The following is a 20,332-nucleotide window of genomic DNA, read 5'->3' on the forward strand; positions in this document are numbered from 1 at the left end:
AGCCAAAAAACCGGAAGAACTTGGATGCCAATTATATCAGAAAAATACGGATAGTTAAAAAATTTCATAGAATACCATGACATTTAAAGAGGTGTACCTGTATGCAGGATACTTTGGAAGTAAAGGTGCGAAAAAAGTGCCCCACTTTTTAAAATGTCCTTGACAAAGGGTACAGTTCATTTACTTAGCTTTTCGAAGTGTTTTTTGGCGGATAGTATTCGACTGGCTCCCATCGGATACTAAGCGGGTACTGAACCGAGAAATGCATCAGGATTTCTCGGTGAATGCCCGCGTGCCGCCAAAAAGCGCTTCGGAAAGGTTAGAAAATACCAGTTCTGCGGCCAGCTGACGGAGCCCATGCCAGTTTCCCACACCCATCTTTCCGTACACTACCTACATCTACAAAGCGTCCCCTTCCTCAGCTAAACCCAAATTTAATAAGTCCCATACTATTTTTCAGACACCGGTGCTGCATTTAAAATTTCCGTTCTGGTGACTGCCTGGTCTTTTGCATTTTGCATATCCACGGCAAGCACATCCTCATATCCGAGTCCCAGAACCGTATCCTGCATTTCTTTCAGCAAGCTGTTAAATTCTTCTTCCCCTGATGCAAAGATCATCTTCCAGGAATAGTCCACAATGGATGCTTTGCACTGGCTTCTCAGCGTTGTAATGTTGGAATCTTCTTCCGGTGCAATATAGCTGCTTCCCGGCGCTACCATAATCTGATCATGGCTCTCCAGATAGTCTAAGGTTGTTTTCGCACCCATCTTCTCCTGCCAGTCTGTATCCAGTTTTGTTTTATTCTCTTCCAGTACGGAGTCCCATAACAGATAATTGTATGCCGCATTGGTATTGGGATCGATGTCTACTAATGAATTTGTTTTATAATTCAGGGCAGATACGCCGTCCTTCCAGGAACCGCCGCCCCATTCTTCCGGCACCGCTACATCATTGCTGGGAAGCGCCTGCTTTCCAAAATCTGTGAGGCATGGCTTTCCATCTTTCATTTCCCATGTGAGACCTTCCGGTCCTGCTGCGCCGGATGATTGTCCGTTAATCTCTATACCTTCCGGAGAATATAACCAGTCAATGAAGTCCGCCAGTCTCTGTGGATCTTCTGCTTTACTGCCGATAGCCATTACACTATTGGAATTGCCTTCTGCATAACATCCGTAAGAAAAGATTTTCATGTCGTCGATTGGTGCCAGCATAAATCCTTTTCCCTCTTCTTTACGCTCCGGAGTATTGTACATATTCTGTCCAAGCCATGGCCATGGGGCATATAAGACTTGTCCGTCTTTATATTTTGTTCCAAGGGTATCGTAATTCTGTGTCGTGGATTCCGGATCCACAAGCCCCATCTGATTTGCATCAAAGAAGAACTTTAACACACGGACATACATGGAATTATTATCAATTATACTCTGGTAGTCGGAACCATCCGCTTTAGCCAGGACAAATCCCTGCTCGTCATAACCATAGAAACAGGTTGGCTGTTTTGCATTATTCATCATATTGCCGTCCCAGTCCTTGAATAAAGATATAGCATACGTTTTTTTACCGGAGTCGCTGGCAGGGCATACCTCCTGCATTTTTTGCAGAACAGGAAGCATATCCTCTAGGGTCTTCATCTGTGGATATCCTGCCTCTTTGTATGCATCCCATCTGAAATACGGTCCAAACGTAAGATCCAGGCCTTCACTTGGTGTATCCGCCGGCTGTGTGGATATTTCACTTGGAATCGCCCAGGTTCCTTCTTCCTTCACCAGTTTATTGGTTTTGTCAATTGCCGGCTGATAATTTTTAACAACATCTTTATCCTTCAGTAAATCCGACATGTCCATTAAAAGTCCTGCCGTAACCAGATTTTGTAATTTTCCATTTCCAGTTCCCGTAATAATTAAATCCCCAAGATCCCCTGCTGCGGAACGTGTCTGAAACAGGGTATCTCCTCCGCCTGCAACATTTGGTGCAATGATATTCAGTTCCATATTAAATTTATCCTTGACCACCTTTGCAAACCATCCCGACTGTATCCCCTGGTAATTAGCCAGACTGTCAAATACATCAACGGTAATAAAATCTTCATATTTACTGTTTGAGACTGCTTCTTTTCCTGCTGCCGTACTGCCTCCTGATGAATCTGCCGTCTCCTTGCTTTTGCCACCGCAGCCAGCTAACACAGATGCTGTCATAGCCATACATAAGAGTATACTGATTAATTTCTTTTTCATATCCTACCTCCATATTTTTATTATATTTTATATTTAATTTAAGCGCAAATAAACTTCATTTATTCCCGCGGGCAACGAGCCTGATGGGCACGCGGCACGCTTGCCGGTCCGCCTGGCAATAGCTGCCGGGGCACTATTTATTATCCCTTTACCGATCCGATCATAATTCCCTTTACAAAGTATTTTTGGAAAATCGGATAAACAAATAAAATGGGCAGTACTACAATCACAGAAACCGTCATCCGGATCGAAGTAGGTGTCTGCTGGGTTGCCAGGGCTGCCATATTCAATGCCGATCCTGCATTATTTTTTACCATTGCCGCCAGGGAATTTGCCTGGTTAATATACTGGTACAACAGATATTGCAGGGAATAGAGCTTTTGATCCGTAATATAAATCAGAGTATCCTGAAAGGAGTTCCACTGGGCAACTGCTGCAAATATTGCCACTGTCGCAAGAATCGGCGTACATGTGGGCAGTATGATCTTGCAGAAAATTTTGATAATTCCGGCGCCGTCGATTTCCGCTGCCTCCTGCAGGGATTTGGGTATAGATTCAATGTAGGTCTTAACCAGAATAATATTAAACGGCTGTACAATCGCCGGTATCACATATACCCAGAAGGTATTGGTAAGATGCAGGGTTTTCATCGTGATAAACATGGGTATCAGCCCTGCATTAAAATACATGGTGATGACTAAAAAACGATACCAGAGTTTTCTGTGCCACATTTTTTCCTGGGTAAACATAAATCCCAGAAAAGCCGATGCCAAAACAGTCAGTGCTGTCCCAAGCACGGTTCGTGCCAGAGAGATCAATGCCGCCAGCGGCAGGCCTTTTAACTGCAAAACCTGAATATAATTCTCTAAATGTACTTTTTGCGGCAGAAAATTAATCATCCCGTTGGCACTTAGGTCATTGGCACTGATTGTATTTATAATAAGATAATAAAAGGGGTAAGCACAAATAAGCGTCAGCAGCCCGAAAATCAGATAATTAAATATATTGAATGTTACATCACCTTTTGTAAGATGTTTTTTCTTTTTTATTTCTTTCATCTCTTCTCCTCCCAACATTAAATAATAGATTCTCCCCTGGTCTTCTTTGAAACAAAGTTGACAATTACCAGAAGCGTTACACTCACCAGGCTTTTCAGCATACTGATGGCAGTGGCAAGGGATAAACTGTTACCTGTCATGCCAATGTTATAAACGTAAAGATCTAATACCTGAATATGTGCTTTGTTGAACGAATTCTGGAACACAAAGTACTGGTCCATTCCATTGTTCAGAAAATTGGCAATGGACAGCATAAGCAGTACAAAGAATGTAGGCATCAAAGCGGGAAGGGTAATATTGCGCATCAGCTGGAAACGGTTTGCACCGTCCACTCTGGCTGCTTCGTACAATTCCGTATCCACACCTGCGATAGATGCCAGATACATGATGGAGCCCCAGCCCAGGCCTTTCCAAGTATTCCACAAAATCATCCAGAGCCAGGTATGAGAATCACTGTCTAAAAATTTTAAAGGATCTGTGATTACCCCCATATGCTGCAGCATGGTGTTCACCATACCACTGTTGGAAAACAGACTGAATGCCACAGAATAGACAAGTACCCAGCTGATAAAATTGGGCAGCGTGGTGAGGGTCTGTACCAGATTTTTAAACCACTTGCATTTGATCTCATTTAAAAAAATCGCAAATCCGATTGGCAGTATGGATGTTGCTATCCCCAATAAACTCATTGCAAATGTATTTTTCATTACCTGCATCAGCTGTTCCATCTGGGTCTTATTTGCAAATAACGTCTGAAACCACTGCAAACCTACAAATTCACATTTAGACAGCGGAAGGGGTGGTTTATAATCAAAAAATGCGTAGATCCAACCGTGTAACGGAAAATACGAAAACAAAAAGCACAGGATAATAAAGGGCAGTACCCAAAAAAATAACTTTTTCCCCTGTCTGCTCTTCGCTTTTTTCTGTCTGTCACCAACTGTGGCAGATGCTAAATTCTTCTTCACTCTATTTCCTCCTATCAATTCACATGGTGCGTTTACTTGCATTTATGTTATCATCCCAAGGATTTTACGGATACCTTCAAAATTTCACATGGATCCTGTAAAAATTACACCTTTGTGGTTCTGGAGAAAAAATCTCTAATTTTATCCGTATTTTTTCTATCATTTCTCCTGTAGACCTTTTACCTGCTCCCATATAAGATAGGGCTAATAACTTATTTAATAAATAGAGGAGAAAACCTATGAAATTCAATATCAACAGTCCAATTTTTCAATTTATCAATACCCTATGTGAATTCATTCTGCTAAATATCGTATTTCTGATCTGCTGCCTGCCTTTGTTCACGACCGGTGCCTCCTTAAGCGCACTGTATCAGGTCACTATACAGGAAGCCAGGGGAGATCATGGTTATATTTTGAAAACTTTCTTCCATGCGTTTCGGGAGAATTTTAAAGCTGCCACTCTGGCTTTTTTGTTTTATTTCCTAACCGGAGCTATTCTTTTATTCAATCTGGTCTTTTGGAATGCAATCGGTACAATGGCTGCTAATGTAATATTGCTGGTGTTGACACTGCTCAGCGTTATGCTGGTAATATCCTTTCTGTATACCTTTCCATTGATTACAAGATTTCAAAACCATATCACCGAAACAATCAAAAATTCTTACCGGATTGCCTTGGAACATCGGCTGCAGACCATTGCCCTGCTCATCATACAGGGTATTGTCATTCTTTTGTGTTTCACGACAGCTCAGACAAAGCTGTTCATGGTAATTGTGGGCTTTGCTTTCATTGCTTATTGTAATTCTTTTCTGTTTAACAAAGTTCTTTCTAAATATGAGGATGAGGCTGTATGTTCAAAATGAACAGATATAAAAATACCGGAGAATCGCCAATTTTTTGGCAATTCTCCGGTATTTTTGAAATTCTCAATTTTAATCTTTATAACATTAATAATGATACTTTTAATCTTTTTTATATTTCGTATTTCTTATTTCACAGGAGTTATATTATTATCTTTTAATACTACATCATGGGCTCCGCCTTCTACAATACTTACGGATGATACCAGGGTCAGTCTTGCATTGCTCTGGAATTCCGGTATGCTTAAGGCACCACAGTTGCACATGGTAGAACGTACTTTACTAAGTGTTATGCTCAGGTTGTCATGGAGGCTTCCTGCATATGGTACATAGGAATCAACACCCTCTTCAAAAGAAAGCTTGGATGCTCCACCCATGTCGTATCTCTGCCAGTTTCTGGCTCTTGCGGAACCTTCACCCCAGTACTCTTTCATATAATTACCATTTACCATAACTTTATTTGTCGGGCTTTCATCAAATCTGGAGAAGTATCTGCCCAGCATACAGAAATCTGCGCCCATAGCAAGTGCCAGGGTGATATGATAATCATGTACAATTCCACCGTCCGAACAGATTGGTACATAGATTCCTGTTTCTTCAAAATATTCGTCTCTTGCTTTTGCCACTTCGATAACGGCTGTTGCCTGTCCACGGCCGATTCCTTTTGTTTCACGGGTGATACAGATCGATCCGCCGCCGATACCTATTTTAACAAAGTCAGCACCTGCTTCAGCCAGGAAACGGAATCCTTCACGGTCAACTACATTTCCTGCACCTACTTTTACGCTGTCTCCATAATTTTTACGGATGAATTCGATGGTCAGCTTCTGCCATTCGGAAAATCCTTCTGAGGAGTCAATGCAAAGGATATCAGCACCTGCTTCTACTAAAGCTGGAACACGTTCTGCAAAATCTTTTGTATTGATACCCGCACCTACAATATAACGTTTGGAAGTATCAAGGAGTTCTAATGGATTTTCTTTATGAGAATCATAATCTTTACGGAATACAAAAGCCACCAGTCTCTGGTTGTTATCCAGAATTGGAAGAGCATTTAATTTGTGATCCCAGATCACATTATTTGCCTCTTTCAGGCTGATACCCTCTTTTGCATAGATTACATTTTCAATCGGGGTCATAAATTCAGAAATTCTGGTTGCAGGATCCATACGGCTCACGCGGTAATCTCTGCTTGTAACAATACCTACCAGCTTGCCGTTTGCAGTACCGTCATCGGTTACTGCTACAGTTGCATGTCCGGTCTCAGATTTTAAAACCAGAATATCTGCAAGCGTCTGATCCGGTCTCACATTGGAATCACTGGATACAAAACCTGCCTTATAATTTTTAACCCTGGTTACCATCTCTGCCTGCTGTTCAACTGTCTGTGAACCATATATAAAGGAAATACCACCTTCTTTGGCTAATGCAATTGCCATGTTGTCATCGGAAACCGACTGCATGATCGCAGATACAAGCGGAATATTCATAGAAATCGCCGGTTCCTCACCCTTCCTGAATTTCGTTATCGGGGTACGTAAGGATGCATTTGCCGGAATACACTGGGCTGAAGAATATCCTGGTACTAATAAATACTCGCTAAAAGTGTGGGATGGTTCGTTGTAATAGAATGCCATTTTATCTTCTCCTTCATCTGATTTTATGTTATATCATAAGACTTTTTACGGATAAATACAAGGCTTTTTACTCCCAAATTTCATTTTTCGGCAAATGTCGCAAAATTATTCCCACTTTTGGCTCTTACATGTTCATAACTAATATATCTCCAGTCTGTATCTTTGTATTTCCACTGGGTATTAAAATTTCTGAATTCCTCTTGATCATCACAATCAGAGAATCTTTGGGAAGGGTAATCTGATTCAGCGGTTTATCTGTCCATTCATGTTCACTGGAAATCGGCACTTCAACCAGTGGAATATCCGAACTGCTTCTGGATGCAATTCTGTTGGAGATCAGAATATCGCCTTCGGATATAATCGTATTGCCTTTTGGAATAATGGTATTGCCTTCTCTTTTAATCATTACAATCAGAGAATCTGAAGGCAGGCATACTTCATTGATCATTTTGTCTTTCCATGGGCTGTGTTCATCGATACAGGTTTCAATCAGCACCATATCCGTATCATCCTGATAATCATTGAAGGTCTTCATAACATTTTCATCATCGTATACCAGATTTAGTTTTTTAGCCAGCAGCGGGAGAAAACTTCCCTGGAATGTTACTGAAAGAAGGGCAATACAGAAGATAATATGAAAAATATCATTCTGCGGGTCTGCCTGATTCGTTACTGTCATGATTGCAAAAACAATCGATGCCGCTCCCCGAAGCCCTGCCCATGACGTAAATACAATTTCCCGGAACGATCGTCCAAATGGTTTCATGATACAGTACACTGCTGCCGGACGTGCTATAAAACTCATAAAGCCCGCTATTAATAATGCAGTCAAAAGGATTCCCGGAATCTGGGAAGGAAATGCCAGAAGACCAAGAAGAAAGAACAGAAGAATCTGCATCAGTCCTGATAAGCTGTCAAAGAACTGGATCAGTTCCACCTTTTGCACCATCTTACTGTTACCCATAATAATTCCTGCCACGTACACGCTCAGATATCCATTTCCACCAATAAAGGACGGAAGTGTATAAGCAGTCAAAGCTGCGGCTACAACAAAAATCGTCCGCATTCCGGTAGATTCAAACCGGACTCTCTGCAGAATCAGTACCGCCAGCAGCGAAATCAGTACGCCGGCAAGAAGACCAAACATCAATTGCTTAAAAAAAATGGAAATCACCGGAACGGAAGAACCTCCGGACATAAAGGATAAAAGAATAAGAGTCATGGTATAGGCAACCGGGTCATTACTTCCACTTTCCAATTCCAGTACGGAAGCAAGGCCATTTTTCAGATTTAACTTTTTAGAACGCAAAATGGAAAAGACAGATGCCGCATCCGTAGAACCGACTACAGAACCTATCAGCATACCTTCCAGCAATGTCATGCCAAGTACGAAATGGCAAAACAGTCCTGTTATACCGGCAGTAATCAAAACACCAAAGACAGAGAGCAGAATTCCCTGTATACTGGTAGCCTTTGCCGCTGCCCAGTTTGTCTCGAACCCCCCGGAAAACATGATAAAAATCAATGCGGTAGAGCATATGGACTCCGCCATACCGAAATTATCAAATGGGATTTTGATAAATCCATCCGATCCAAAACACATTCCCAGAATCATAAAAAGCAACAGACTTGGGACTCCCAGACGACCGGATATCTTTCCCAGGAAAACACATAGCAGCAAAACTGCACTGCAAATAGCTAAAATGTAGAGCAATCGCATCACCTCTCTTAAAAATATTTGTAATATTATGTAAACCACTTTTTTATAATATCACAGGAAAACACAGCCGTAAAGTAAAATATGCAAAAATACTGGTTTTTATCCATCAGGAAAGCCCCATTGCATTCAATTGAGAACTACGCTAGAATATATTTATTAACAATCCGTCATCCATAAAATACATCTTATGAAAGGAACCGCTATGACAAAGAAGAAAGTCTTTCTTTATACATATGCAGGAATCTGTTTCCTGCTGGCAGGATGTGCTCCTGTAACCCAAACTTCAACCGAGCCTTCAACGGCGTCTTCCGGCAATATTACACAGGAGACCTTTACACTTCCTCCTGAAGTGGAAACAAATCCGATATTTATACATTCCGATGCAAAGACAGAACAAACCAAAAAAGAAACCGAAGCAGATATCCAGGCTGCGGACGGCATCAATCTGAATACGCCTGTAACCGTGACCGAGAACCAGAAAAGAAGCGTTACGTACACTGTAGAACAGGTAGAGATAGCAAAAATACCCGGTTCTCATCCTGCCATGGACATAAAACCGCCAAATGATGCTGCGGATGGGATAGCTTCTGCTGACGATACCCATTCCTATGTCTGGGTAACCTTAAAAGTTCATAACAATGATCCAGGAAAAATTGTTGAATTTGTACCTGCAAACCGCCAGATACGCTTTAACCGGGTCTCAGATGGTACGCAGCCCCTAAGAAGTATAGAATCCCGGATTCTGCCTGAAAAAGGCTATTATCCCATTCAGGCGGGGGAAGACCATACTTTTATACTGGGCTACGTTGTTCCCGATTCCCTTTTATCCCAGATGTATCTGGAGACAGGCGGCAGATATGGGTACACCGAAAGCTGTGACATGCGGTTTGATTTTAGCGAAGTATTTTATCTGAAATTATTTAAATGAAGAATGTAGCTCCATCCCCGGCAAAAAGCTGCTGCTTTTCTTTCCCTGCTGTGGATTTTCAGATGATCTCTCCTGCCACAATTTTTTCAACGATGTTGTCTGCATCTCCCAGATAGATGACACGTTCCAGTCTTTCCAAAAGCCCCAGTTCCTGGGGATGCCAGATGGATTCATCCTCTATAACCAGAACATCAAACTCATAGCCGGATTCAAAACTGCCTATTTTTCCAAAGAATTCTCCGCCTCCCTTTGTCGCCAGATAAAAGGCTTCCTTTACATTAAGCGGTGATGCTGACTGATCCCACATACGCCAATAGAGCTTTGATACCTGTATTGCATCTGACATAGCACGGAACATGGACATTGAACTTCCACCTGCCAGGTCGGATCCCAGCCCCACATGCAGGCCTTCATCCAGATATTTTCTAATGGGGGCTATACCGGAAGAAAGATTCATATTGGACTGTGGGCAGTGTGCCACATATACTCCGTTTCTTTTGATCAATGCTATCTCCTCTTCTACAGAAGATACGCAGTGCGCCATGACTGTCTTACATCCATTCCCGAACAGGCCTGCATGTTCATATGCCTCTCCGTAAAATCCTGCAGCCGGACACAATTCCTTTACCCATGCAATCTCCCCTTCGTTTTCCGATAAATGGGACTGAACAGGCAAATGCTGTGATTTCTGAATTTCGCCCAGCGTCTTCATCAGACTGTCTGAACAGCTTGGTATAAATCTGGGTGTTAATATAGGTTCTACATATTTATACTGCCCCTGCATTTCCTTAAGCCACTGCAGCGTCTGCGCTGCGGATTCTTCTGTTGATTCACATAAATATTCCGGAGCATTCCGATCCATATTAACTTTTCCTACCATCGTGCGCAGCTTCGTTTTCTCCAGCAGATCCATCAGTATCTTTGTGGCATCCCTGTGAATCGTTGCAAATATGCAGGCTCTGGTAGTAGGGCTCTTCTTCAACTCTTCCGTAAACATACCATATGCCTTTTTAGCATATTCCTCTTTGGCATATTTTGCCTCTTCCGGAAATGTATAAGTATTCAGCCAGTCGAGGAGTTCCAGATCCATTCCAAAACCACGCAGCCCATATTGGGGCGCATGCATATGCAGATCCACAAGACCGGGTATAACCAGCCTGTCACCATAATCCTTTACCTGAATACCATTATATTTCTCCGGCAGTTTTGCAAAAGCTCCTCCACAAATACCATTTTCGCAGACAGCGTAACCATTTTCTATAAGGATCAGCTGATCCGGTGTGGTACTATATATGATATTTCCTTTTATCGCATAACTATTTTTATTACTCACCATATTCACTCCTTTTCCATTATTATTATCGATTATTTTCCATTTAATTTTCATTCATTATTATCTTCCCTGGTATTCTTTACTCAAAGCTACTTTATCACAAAAGTATCCGGGATGCAAAAAAAGAATTTTTTCATTTTAAAAACCTTCCATTTAATGTATAATAGGTTTATACATTACTAAAAACGATATTTCTCAACAAATATTTCCTTTCTTATCTTCTGACGAAAAGAGGTGTACCGATGACTGATAATGAACAAATATTTCATGATTTTACGATTGACCCATATCTATTCTATGAAGCCATAGAAAACAGTACAGATGACTATATTTATATAGTAGATATGACTCGGGATATCTCCCTTATCTCTAAAAATATGCTGCATGATTTTGATCTTCCGGGCAGAAAGGTGCATGGACTTGTTCCTCTTTGGGGTGAACTGGTACACGAAAAGGACAGACAACGCTACTTTGATTCCATCGAAAAGATGCTGAACAAAGAGACCGATGAACATAATGTAGAATATCAAATCCGTAACCGTAAAAATGAATATGTCTGGGTTATCTGCCGTGGTCTGCTAAAAAGGGATCAGAAAGGAAATCCGCTATTTTTTGCCGGAGTAGTGACGAACCTTGGCAGTAAAGGGAAAATTGATTATATAACAGGTCTGTTTGCCCAGCGGGAATGCGAAAAATTAATTACCAGGCTGATTCAGAATGAATGCCATCCCGGCGGCATACTCCTGCTCGGACTGGATGACTTCTCCAGAATCAATGCTTTGAATGACCATATATTTGGTAATACGGTATTGCGTCAATTTGCCCAGACAATCCTGCGATTTCTTCCTCCGGATGCGGATCTGTTCCGTTTTGACGGGGATGAATTCGCTATTGTATATAAAAATGCTTCCGGGCAGGATTTATACCAGCTTTATCAAAAAATACATGCATATGCTAACCGCAGACAGATTACAGATGGAATTTCTTACTTTTGTACAGTCTCAGGGGGCATCGCAATGATCGGCGCGGACGGGGATAATTATCTTGATTTAATTAAATTTGCTGCAAGCGCTCTTGAAGTATCCAAGCAGAAAGGGAAAAATACCTGTACGTTTTTTTCTCCTGATTTAATTAAAGCAAAACTTCGTACCCTGGAAATTACGAACCAGCTGCAGTTAAGCATTATGAATCACATGGAGCATTTCCATATGGTATATCAGCCTTTAATCAGTAATGATACACTTGCAGTCGGAGGGGCCGAGGCATTGCTTCGCTGGTCCAGCGAGACTTACGGATCCGTAAGTCCGATAGAATTCATTCCTGTGCTGGAATCCGGCGGGCTTATTGTACCCGTCGGCAAGTGGGTTTTGGAGCAGGCCGTCAAAACCTGCAAAGAATGGATCTCCTATGCTCCTGATTTCGTAATGAATATTAATATTTCGTATTTGCAGATGCTGGATGTATCATTCCTTTCATACATTCGTGACCTTCTGACACAGTATCAGCTGGAACCCCGTCATATTGTGCTGGAACTGACAGAGAGTTATTTTGTCACCGATATGGAGGCTCTGAAATATACGTTCGCCCAGCTGCGAAACGAGCATATTAAGATCGCCATGGATGATTTTGGAACCGGATATTCTTCTCTTGGTATGCTGGCTCAGTCACCGGCTGATATTGTAAAAATAGACCGGATCTTTATATCTGCAATTAACCGGGAGGTTTTTAACTATTCCTTCATCAGCGCCGTGATACAGCTATGCCACAGTGTTGATATCCAGGTATGCGTTGAGGGCATTGAATACCCGGAAGAACTGGAAACCATACGTTCCATTCATCCGGACAGCATCCAGGGATTTTACTTTTCAAAACCCATAAGTGCTTCTGACTTTAAAAAAAGATATTGGGAGAACCATTAGGTCCCCCAATATCTTTTCTTATAAAATTTGTTCCTTTAACTACTTCTGTACTTTGGGACAGCAGTTCTATTCCCTCAACCATTTCATATGTTCCTGTATTTTTTTCTCATATCCATTTTCTGATGGCTCATAAAAGACTTGTCCCACCAGCTCATCGGGCAGATACTGCTGTCTGGAAAAGTGTTTTGGAAAATCGTGGGCATATTCATAACCTATGCCATGACCCAGTTTTGCCGCACCTTTATAGTGGGCATCCTGGAGATAAGGAGGTATGGTTACCTTTTTATTCTTTACTGCCTCTGTGGCGTGGAATATGGCATTGGTAGCCGAATTACTCTTTGGTGCCGCAGCCACATAGAGCACCGCCTGCGCCAGGATCAGCTGGGATTCCGGCATACCGATACGCTCCACTGCCTGAGCCGCTGCTACTGCCACCTGAAGCGCCTGGGGATCTGCATTCCCTACGTCCTCCGATGCACAGATCATAATACGCCTTGCAATAAAAGTAACGCTCTCTCCCGCATAGAGCATCCGCGCCAGATAATATACCGCCGCATCCGGATCTGATCCCCTCATGCTTTTAATAAATGCCGAAATGGTGTCGTAATGATTATCTCCGGTTTTGTCGTATCTTACTACCCTCTTTTGAATACATTCCGATGCTACATCCAGGGTAATATGAATCTTGCCATCCTCACTTTTCTGGGTCGTTAAAACGCCTAATTCAATTGCATTTAGTGCTGATCTGGCATCCCCTCCGGCTATATCTGCCAGAAATTCCAGGGCATCCTCTTCCACAACAGCGTTATAAGCGCCCATTCCCCGTTCCACATCATAAACAGCACGCTCAATTAGCGTACGGATATCTTCCTTTACAAGAGGCTTAAGCTCAAAAATAATGGATCTGGAAATCAAAGCACCGTTTACTTCAAAATAAGGGTTTTCCGTGGTTGCCCCTATCAGGATCAGAGTTCCGTCCTCTACAAAGGGAAGCAGATAATCCTGTTGGCTTTTGTTAAAACGGTGGATCTCATCTACAAACAGAATCGTCTTTTTTCCATACATCCCAATCTTATCCTGCGCACCCTTTACAACCTCTTCCATGTCTTTCTTACCTGCTACCGTTGCATTGATCTGGGTAAATTCTGCGCTGGTGGTATTCGCGATAACTTTTGCAAGCGTCGTCTTCCCGGTACCGGGCGGTCCGTAGAATATAATTGAGCTTAACTTATCCGCCTTAATGGCACGATACAGCAGCTTGTCTTTTCCGATGATGTGCTGCTGTCCCACCACCTCTTCTAAGGTTTTGGGACGTATTCTGGAAGCCAGGGGCGCTTCGTTTTCCATGGTATTGCTTCGCATATAATCAAATAAATCCATATTCTTTTCTCCTGTCCGTTTCTTAAATCTATTATTCTAACAATATATCCTCAACGGTTACAAACCGGTATCCTTTCGCCTGCAGCTGATCTACAATCTGTAACGCTGCATCAACGGAAGACTGATAATAGTCGTGTAATAAAATAATAGCATTTTCTTTGGCTTTCGTCACTACCCTATTTGTAACTGTGGAAGCATTCATGGTTTTCCAGTCCAGTGGATCGATATTCCACATCACCGGCAGCATGGTAATGCGGCAGTCTAACTGATCATTCCATACACCAAACGGAGGACGGACATACTCTGTCCCTTTTCCGGTAAGTTTTCTCACCAGATCACTGGTTTTGGCAAGTTCGCCACAGGCTTTTTCCGCTGACAGCTGGTTCAGATTCACATGAGAATATGTATGATTGCCAATCACATGACCTTCATCTGCCATCCTTTTAATAATATCTTCGTGTCCTTTGATATTTTCTCCCATAACAAAAAAACTGGCTTTTACCCCCCGCTCCTTTAGACCATCCAGCAGCTTTGGCGTAAAAACAGGATGGGGACCATCATCGAAAGTCAGAGCTATCTTCGGCTTCACATCATCTGCGGCCTCTGCCTCTGTCTCTTTATCTGGTCCCCGTCCTGCTTCAGTTTCTTTTATTTCTGTTAACGGTGTCTCCCCGGAATCTTCATAAATCTTTGTATCCATTGCATCCAGACTCTCTGCCGGACCTGAACCGGACTGCCACAGATTTACCATACATAATACAAAAACCACAATTCCACCGAGGATCAATCCTCTTTCCACATATTGTTTCCACTTCTCCATATATATCCACAATCCATTGAAGTCTTAACAACAATATATGCTTTACTCGAAAAACATATGCTCCATATAAAAATCGTTAAATTCTTTGTCACTGGATAGATTAATTTCCTTCGACAGATCTACCATACGTTCCATATCCCTGTCACCATCTTCGGATATAAAATAACGAATGGCACCGCCCAGACTGCTGTTTCCTACCGTCTGAATCTTATTTGCAAATTCCCTGGGAAGCATACCGATCTGGAACGCCTTTTTCGTATCTATATGGAAACCAAATCCTCCTGCCAGATAAACCGTTTTTACCTGATCATAAGTTACACCATAGCGCAGGAGCAGCGTTTCTACTCCTCCTCTGACAGCTGCCTTGGCAAGTTGGATTTCCCTTACATCTTTTTGGGTAAATACTATGTTTTTCCCATCCGGTGTTTTAGCAATTGGAAATCCGTCGTCAAAATAATCTTCATCCAAAAGCCCTGTCTCATCCACAAATTCTTCCCGTACAAGTTCCGCTGCTATCTCAATTACCCCCGTACCGCACAGGCCGATGGGCGGTTCGTTTCCAATGGTCTCCACCTCAGCTTTTTCTTTATCCAGACGGACACCGCAGACCGCACCTTTTACGCTGCCCATTCCCCAGGTAATATTACCGCCTTCAAAAGCCGGTCCTGCCGCTGTGGAAGAAACCAGTATCTTATCCTTATTTCCCAGAGCCATCTCTCCGTTGGTTCCCAGGTCAACCAGAAGGCAGATATCTTCGCTTTTAAAAAAGTCACAAAAGTACATCCCGGATACAATATCCCCGCCAACGTAAGTAGAAATTCCAGGCAGCACTGCTAATTCACAATCCAGCAGCCCACTCCCCATGATTTTTTCAAAAGGTTCTTTTATCATCTTAATGTTAACCGGTGTAAAAGGCACTACTCCAAGTGTTTCACAGGAATAGCCCATCAGAAGATGCCCCATGGTTGTGTTGCATCCGATTACTACCTGCTCCACCTGCTTTGGGGAAATTCCCGTTTCTTTTATAATCTCGCGGATGCCGGTTAACAGATCCTGACGGATGGAAGCCTGCAGTTCTTTTTTCTTCCCGTCATTGGATGCCTGGATACGGGATATTACATCTGCTCCAAAACTTCTCTGTTTATTAATGGTAGAAAAGGAGTATACCACCTCCTTACTCTGTTTTCCGATCAGATTCAGGGCGATTGTAGTAGTTCCAATGTCAATGGCAATGCCAAAAGCAGTGTCATTTGATGCTCCTGAATCAGATTGTTTTCCTGAATAATCCGATACTATTTCAAAGTCTGACTCATCATTTCTGTCTAACGCAATCTTACAGTCTTCCTTGGGAAATGCCCTGCATGACAGCCGATAACCTTTTTCCAGCTCCTCTTTTGTGAATTTTTTTTCATCGGAAGGGGTTACATCAAGGCTGCCTTCCAGAAGCTGAATCTTACATTTACCACAGATTCCTTTTCCTCCGCATACCGCACTGAAATATACATCATGGGCTATCAGTGCATCTAATATACTCTGCTTTTCTGCACATGGTATCCGGTAGCTTTTTCCATTCTCAATTACTTCAATCATAACAGGTGCCACCTTTCTTAATTTACAATGCAGTGCACTGCATTTTCTACAATCGTGCTGCATCCGGAATTCCTTTTCATCATCGGTTAAGACCAGTATCAGACAGGAGGTTTTTACCGGATCAAACATATATCCTGATGTGATGCCGATCCCCAGCATTTCTTCCGCCCTGATCTGGCGGTGCATTACCTGCTGCATTTCCATAGGGATATCGTGAGGCGCTTCCAGACGCTTCTTTATACCCGCTTTTCGATTCGCACATTCTTCCCGCAAAACATCCTGCAGCGCATCTTCCATCTGAAACAGAAAACTGTCAGCCATGGCATCAATCAGCATCCCTTTCAGATAGTCTCCCTGTTGAAACATCAGGGTACTGTAGGCACTTACTTCCCTGCCAACGGTCGTCAGAACATATGCCGCCTGTTTTTCCCTTAGATTTATCTGCTTTGCTATCTCTTTTGGTACCTCATCGAATTTAATTAAAGCATGAGGATCTATTTTCCCATAAACGATCTCCTGAAGTTCCTCATATTCTTCCTCAACCTCTTCATATATAGGGTTATCTTCCTTACAGTCTAGCAACTGCAGGACTACCTTTTTATCTATCCTGACATCGAATCCATCCAGACAGATAATCTCACCCTTTCTTGTTATCTGCATATCTGTCCCTCCCGCATACCGCAGACCTGTCTGCGGTACTGCACTAATAAAGAGTGTGAAAGCGATTTTCTTTCACACTTGTCCCTCACGTATCGCCAATCTCACACATCTTATGTACGCTGATAAATACAATCAAGGCTGTCACATAACCTCTCAGGTATGCGACAGCCTATGTAAATTTTTTTGTTTTTTATGACTTTAATTGGCTAATACAGCTTTTTTAGCAACTTCGGCGCAGGTTGCTGCATCCGGTGTATAATAATCTGCTCCAATTTGTTCTGCAAAGCTTTCATTTACTGGCGCCCCACCAACCATTACGATATATTTATCACGGAGTCCTTTTTCTTTTAACTCATCAACTACAGTCTGCATATTCGGCATTGTTGTAGTCAGAAGTGCTGACATACAGATTAAATCTGCTCCAACTTCTTCTGCCTTATCAATAAATGCTGCCGGCTCTGCATCTACGCCGATATCATGAATTTCAAGACCTGCTCCTTTTAACATCATTACTACAAGGTTTTTACCAATATCATGTAAATCACCTTTTACAGTACCAACAACGGCTTTCCCAACCGGTTCATTTCCAACTTCTACAAGCTTTGGTTCCAGAATTGCCAATCCTGCGTTCATTGCTCTGGCTGCTACCAGTACTTCCGGTACGAAAACTTCATTATTTTTGAACTTTTCACCGATGATCATCATTCCGGATAACAGACCTTCATTTAATACTGCCTTTGGATCTAAATTTTCATCAATTGCCTGCTGTACCAATGCTTTTACATTTTTTGCTCTTCCTTTTTGTAAAAAAGCTGAAATTTCTTCAATAATTGCCATGACTAATATCCTCCTTTTATTTGCCACTACATTTTTTATTACATCAGCTCTCCGCAAAGCTTCTGTAACTTGTATGTCCACAGTATAATTCATTTCCAATTTCTTTTTTTGTAATTATTTTAGATTCAATGTATTTTTTTTGCATTATGTATGCTATAATGAAGAAAAATAAGGGATTTATTTGCGAATTGTCTATAATACACAAATTGTCTCTTTGGAATTTGTATATTTTTTACTTTAGATATCACTCTCACAAAAATTTTACCATTTAATGGCAGGGAGGTAATAACATGACGCCATATCTCTATACTGTGGTTGAAAAAGAACATTTGACAGAAATGCTGGGAGCATTCCAGGCATGCGTTAATCTTCCTATTCAGGTAATCGATGAAAACGGTAAGATCCTGGAATCCTGTGGCGCAGAGACTTGTTTCTGCAACACTTTTAAAAAACATCTGCCTAAGGATGATAGCTGCGAACTGCTGCATATTAACGCCAGTAAGCGAGCCATAACGCTAGGGGAGACCTATATATTTTCCTGCCATGCAAATCTGAACCATATTGTATTTCCTCTGCTGAATAAAAACGCCTTCTTCGGTTCTATTCTCGTAGGACCTTTTTTAATGGATGTTCCGGATTCCCTTATGATTCTGGATATCGCAAAGCGCTATGAGATCCCTACCGAATCTCTTTTGGAGCTGTATGAGGAATCGAATTCCATTAAGGTAATTACACCTGCACATGTGACCCAGATCAGTAAGCTGCTCTACTATCTGTTCTCAAGCCTGATTTCAGACAGCCGGCAGCAATTGATCATTAACCAGGGGAAATTACATCAGCAGTCAAAAATAAATGAGTCGATTCAGATGTACAAATCATTTGGAGATGATGAAAAAGTCAGCTATCCTTATGAAAAAGAGAAAGAACTGATTACCAAGGTGAAGACAAAAAATGTACCGGAGGCAAAAGGAATCCTCAACGACCTGTTAGGTTATGTACTATTTTCCGGCGGAAACAGCATGGATATCTTAAAATCCAGGGCAATAGAGCTGTGCTCCCTGCTATCCAGGGCTGCTATTGAAGGCGGTGCAGCAACGGACAGTATTTTAAAAATAAATAACCACTTTTTACAGAACCTTCAGAACATAAACAATCTGGATGAACTGTGCTATAAGCTCCAGGAAAGCGTGGAAGTATTCACCGAATCCATGTTTAACTATATTCCTTCAAAAAACAATGAACTGATGAAGAAAGCAATTGCTTATATTTCCAAAAATTATTCTAAAAATCTTACTTTAGAAGAAGTGGCAAATGATGTACATTTAAATCCTGCCTACTTCTCTACGGTCTTTAAGCAGTCCTGCGGTTCTTCTTTTAAAGAATATCTGAATATGGTGCGGATTGAAGAAAGCAAACGGCTTCTGGCGAATACGGATTATTCCGTTATTGATATTGCTATAGCTGTAGGATTTGAGGATCAGAGTTATTTTTCTAAAGTATTTAAAAAATATACCGGTTTGACTCCAAAGCAATACCGGTAAAACATACAAGAAAAGGTGCAGCACCGGGAACTCTTTCCCTTATGGCTCTGCACCTTTTCTTAATGCTGTGATAATGCTGGTAATCCGGTATCCGGGGAACTGATGAAATACTTCCGCAAAGATGGTTCACATCTATTGAACCGTAACCCCATCAAATTCTTCCTGCTTCAATACAACACCCCGTTTTTCAATACACCTGTCTACGTATCTGACCAGTAATTCATTTCGGTAAACCAAACCGTATTTGCTCCGGATTTCTCCGCTGCTAAGTCCATTGACATCTTTTCCGTTTTCCTGGCAGAATGAGAGAATCTGCTCATCTGTATATTTTAATTCATTGTCTTCCATGATTTTAATCAATTCCCTGGATAAATTACTGATGGAATAACTTAAATATGTGGACATACTGTAGTTCTTATTTCCGTATACGATTTTTCCACTTTTTACAGAAGTCTCCCTGTCTGCATTTTCTTTTTCCATCTCTTCTTTTATCTCGTCAAATTGAACTGCTTTGCTAAGCCCTCTTTCCCTTGCCAGAATAAAAATCATCTGTTCCCTCAGGCAGTCCTGCTTTGCCTCTGCCTTTAACAACGTGGCTGCAGACATACCTTCTTCGGCTTCTCTGTTCCAGAATTCCCGGTCAACTGTTTCCCCCGGTTTCTGATATCTGCTGATGATATTTGTTCTATTTTTATCTAAATAATACTGAAACTGCTCGTTTGATATTTCTACATGATCCAGTTTCATAATATACGTATCTGTATCCTTTAAAGATATGTAAATAATACCTGCTGCCAATCCCAGGAACAGGATGCAGACAACGCTCCATCGTATATACTTCATA

The 20,332-nt window shown here is 41.7% G+C and carries 16 protein-coding genes; 4 read left to right on the top strand and 12 right to left on the bottom strand.

Annotated features, from left to right (window positions below):
* Positions 1–267: 267 nt before the first annotated feature.
* The 4 genes from QR40_RS32755 to QR40_RS28365 all read right to left on the bottom strand — a co-directional run bounded on the left by QR40_RS32755 (position 268) and on the right by QR40_RS28365 (position 4,263).
* Positions 268–390: a hypothetical protein gene (locus tag QR40_RS32755; protein WP_255348072.1), complete on the bottom strand. Its 123-nt coding sequence runs from the start codon at positions 388–390 to the stop codon at positions 268–270.
* Between the two features lie 59 nt (positions 391–449).
* Positions 450–2,237: an extracellular solute-binding protein gene (locus QR40_RS28355; protein WP_044297808.1), complete on the bottom strand. Its 1,788-nt coding sequence runs from the start codon at positions 2,235–2,237 to the stop codon at positions 450–452.
* Between the two features lie 140 nt (positions 2,238–2,377).
* A complete protein-coding gene (locus tag QR40_RS28360; protein ID WP_027293387.1) occupies positions 2,378–3,295 on the bottom strand; it encodes a carbohydrate ABC transporter permease in 918 nt (305 codons plus the stop codon).
* Positions 3,296–3,312: 17 nt separating this feature from the next.
* Positions 3,313–4,263, bottom strand: coding sequence for an ABC transporter permease (locus QR40_RS28365; protein ID WP_027293386.1), 951 nt, complete (start codon positions 4,261–4,263; stop codon positions 3,313–3,315).
* A 239-nt stretch (positions 4,264–4,502) separates the two neighbouring features.
* Between QR40_RS28365 and QR40_RS28370 the strand changes: the two genes are divergently transcribed.
* Complete coding sequence (locus tag QR40_RS28370; RefSeq protein ID WP_044297810.1) at positions 4,503–5,126, top strand: YesL family protein; 624 nt, start codon at positions 4,503–4,505, stop codon at positions 5,124–5,126.
* A gap of 125 nt (positions 5,127–5,251) precedes the next feature.
* On the opposite strand, the gene QR40_RS28375 is transcribed toward QR40_RS28370, so the two are convergent.
* Complete coding sequence (locus tag QR40_RS28375) at positions 5,252–6,760, bottom strand: IMP dehydrogenase (protein ID WP_027293384.1); 1,509 nt, start codon at positions 6,758–6,760, stop codon at positions 5,252–5,254.
* Between the two features lie 124 nt (positions 6,761–6,884).
* A complete protein-coding gene (locus tag QR40_RS28380; protein WP_044289263.1) occupies positions 6,885–8,480 on the bottom strand; it encodes a potassium/proton antiporter in 1,596 nt (531 codons plus the stop codon).
* 202 nt (positions 8,481–8,682) lie between these two features.
* Here QR40_RS28380 and QR40_RS28385 point away from each other — a divergent pair, with 202 nt between their 5' ends.
* Positions 8,683–9,408: a hypothetical protein gene (locus QR40_RS28385; RefSeq protein ID WP_044297811.1), complete on the top strand. Its 726-nt coding sequence runs from the start codon at positions 8,683–8,685 to the stop codon at positions 9,406–9,408.
* A gap of 58 nt (positions 9,409–9,466) precedes the next feature.
* Here the strand turns inward: QR40_RS28385 and QR40_RS28390 are convergent, their stop codons facing one another.
* Positions 9,467–10,744, bottom strand: coding sequence for an amidohydrolase family protein (locus tag QR40_RS28390; protein WP_044297836.1), 1,278 nt, complete (start codon positions 10,742–10,744; stop codon positions 9,467–9,469).
* Positions 10,745–10,983: 239 nt separating this feature from the next.
* On the opposite strand from QR40_RS28390, the gene QR40_RS28395 reads away from it, so the two are divergent.
* On the top strand, positions 10,984–12,660 hold the full coding sequence (locus tag QR40_RS28395) for a bifunctional diguanylate cyclase/phosphodiesterase (RefSeq protein ID WP_044297812.1): 1,677 nt from the start codon (positions 10,984–10,986) through the stop codon (positions 12,658–12,660).
* Positions 12,661–12,726: 66 nt separating this feature from the next.
* On the opposite strand, the gene QR40_RS28400 is transcribed toward QR40_RS28395, so the two are convergent.
* From QR40_RS28400 to QR40_RS28415, 4 genes are all read right to left on the bottom strand, one after another.
* Complete coding sequence (locus QR40_RS28400; RefSeq protein WP_027293379.1) at positions 12,727–14,040, bottom strand: replication-associated recombination protein A; 1,314 nt, start codon at positions 14,038–14,040, stop codon at positions 12,727–12,729.
* Positions 14,041–14,071: 31 nt separating this feature from the next.
* Entirely contained in the window at positions 14,072–14,860 is a 789-nt protein-coding gene (locus tag QR40_RS28405; protein ID WP_027293378.1) for a polysaccharide deacetylase family protein, read from the bottom strand.
* Positions 14,861–14,902: 42 nt separating this feature from the next.
* Positions 14,903–17,110 (bottom strand): ASKHA domain-containing protein, encoded by a 2,208-nt coding sequence (locus tag QR40_RS28410; RefSeq protein ID WP_052431107.1) that lies wholly within the window; start codon positions 17,108–17,110, stop codon positions 14,903–14,905.
* Positions 17,111–17,308: 198 nt separating this feature from the next.
* On the bottom strand, positions 17,309–17,947 hold the full coding sequence (locus tag QR40_RS28415) for a corrinoid protein (protein WP_044297813.1): 639 nt from the start codon (positions 17,945–17,947) through the stop codon (positions 17,309–17,311).
* 290 nt (positions 17,948–18,237) lie between these two features.
* Here QR40_RS28415 and QR40_RS28420 point away from each other — a divergent pair, with 290 nt between their 5' ends.
* On the top strand, positions 18,238–19,488 hold the full coding sequence (locus QR40_RS28420; protein WP_044297814.1) for a PocR ligand-binding domain-containing protein: 1,251 nt from the start codon (positions 18,238–18,240) through the stop codon (positions 19,486–19,488).
* Positions 19,489–19,620: 132 nt separating this feature from the next.
* Here QR40_RS28420 and QR40_RS28425 read toward each other — a convergent pair whose 3' ends face one another.
* Positions 19,621–20,331, bottom strand: coding sequence for a hypothetical protein (locus QR40_RS28425; protein ID WP_027293375.1), 711 nt, complete (start codon positions 20,329–20,331; stop codon positions 19,621–19,623).
* Position 20,332 lies beyond the last annotated feature (1 nt).

The organism is Robinsoniella peoriensis, assembly GCF_000797495.1.
GTDB classification, from domain to species: Bacteria; Bacillota; Clostridia; order Lachnospirales; family Lachnospiraceae; genus Robinsoniella; species Robinsoniella peoriensis.

Bases quoted from the DNA above. Each gene is read 5' to 3' on its own strand.
- QR40_RS28410 (WP_052431107.1), bottom strand. From the start codon at position 17,110: ATGCAGATAACAAGAAAGGGTGAGATTATCTGTCTGGATGGATTCGAT.
- QR40_RS28375 (WP_027293384.1), bottom strand. From the start codon at position 6,760: ATGGCATTCTATTACAACGAACCATCCCACACTTTTAGCGAGTATTTA.
- QR40_RS28415 (WP_044297813.1), bottom strand. From the start codon at position 17,947: ATGGCAATTATTGAAGAAATTTCAGCTTTTTTACAAAAAGGAAGAGCA.
- QR40_RS28370 (WP_044297810.1), top strand. From the start codon at position 4,503: ATGAAATTCAATATCAACAGTCCAATTTTTCAATTTATCAATACCCTA.
- QR40_RS28425 (WP_027293375.1), bottom strand. From the start codon at position 20,331: ATGAAGTATATACGATGGAGCGTTGTCTGCATCCTGTTCCTGGGATTG.
- QR40_RS28355 (WP_044297808.1), bottom strand. From the start codon at position 2,237: ATGAAAAAGAAATTAATCAGTATACTCTTATGTATGGCTATGACAGCA.
- QR40_RS28400 (WP_027293379.1), bottom strand. From the start codon at position 14,040: ATGGATTTATTTGATTATATGCGAAGCAATACCATGGAAAACGAAGCG.
- QR40_RS28390 (WP_044297836.1), bottom strand. From the start codon at position 10,744: ATGGTGAGTAATAAAAATAGTTATGCGATAAAAGGAAATATCATATAT.
- QR40_RS28395 (WP_044297812.1), top strand. From the start codon at position 10,984: ATGACTGATAATGAACAAATATTTCATGATTTTACGATTGACCCATAT.
- QR40_RS28420 (WP_044297814.1), top strand. From the start codon at position 18,238: ATGACGCCATATCTCTATACTGTGGTTGAAAAAGAACATTTGACAGAA.
- QR40_RS28385 (WP_044297811.1), top strand. From the start codon at position 8,683: ATGACAAAGAAGAAAGTCTTTCTTTATACATATGCAGGAATCTGTTTC.
- QR40_RS28405 (WP_027293378.1), bottom strand. From the start codon at position 14,860: ATGGAGAAGTGGAAACAATATGTGGAAAGAGGATTGATCCTCGGTGGA.
- QR40_RS28380 (WP_044289263.1), bottom strand. From the start codon at position 8,480: ATGCGATTGCTCTACATTTTAGCTATTTGCAGTGCAGTTTTGCTGCTA.
- QR40_RS28360 (WP_027293387.1), bottom strand. From the start codon at position 3,295: ATGAAAGAAATAAAAAAGAAAAAACATCTTACAAAAGGTGATGTAACA.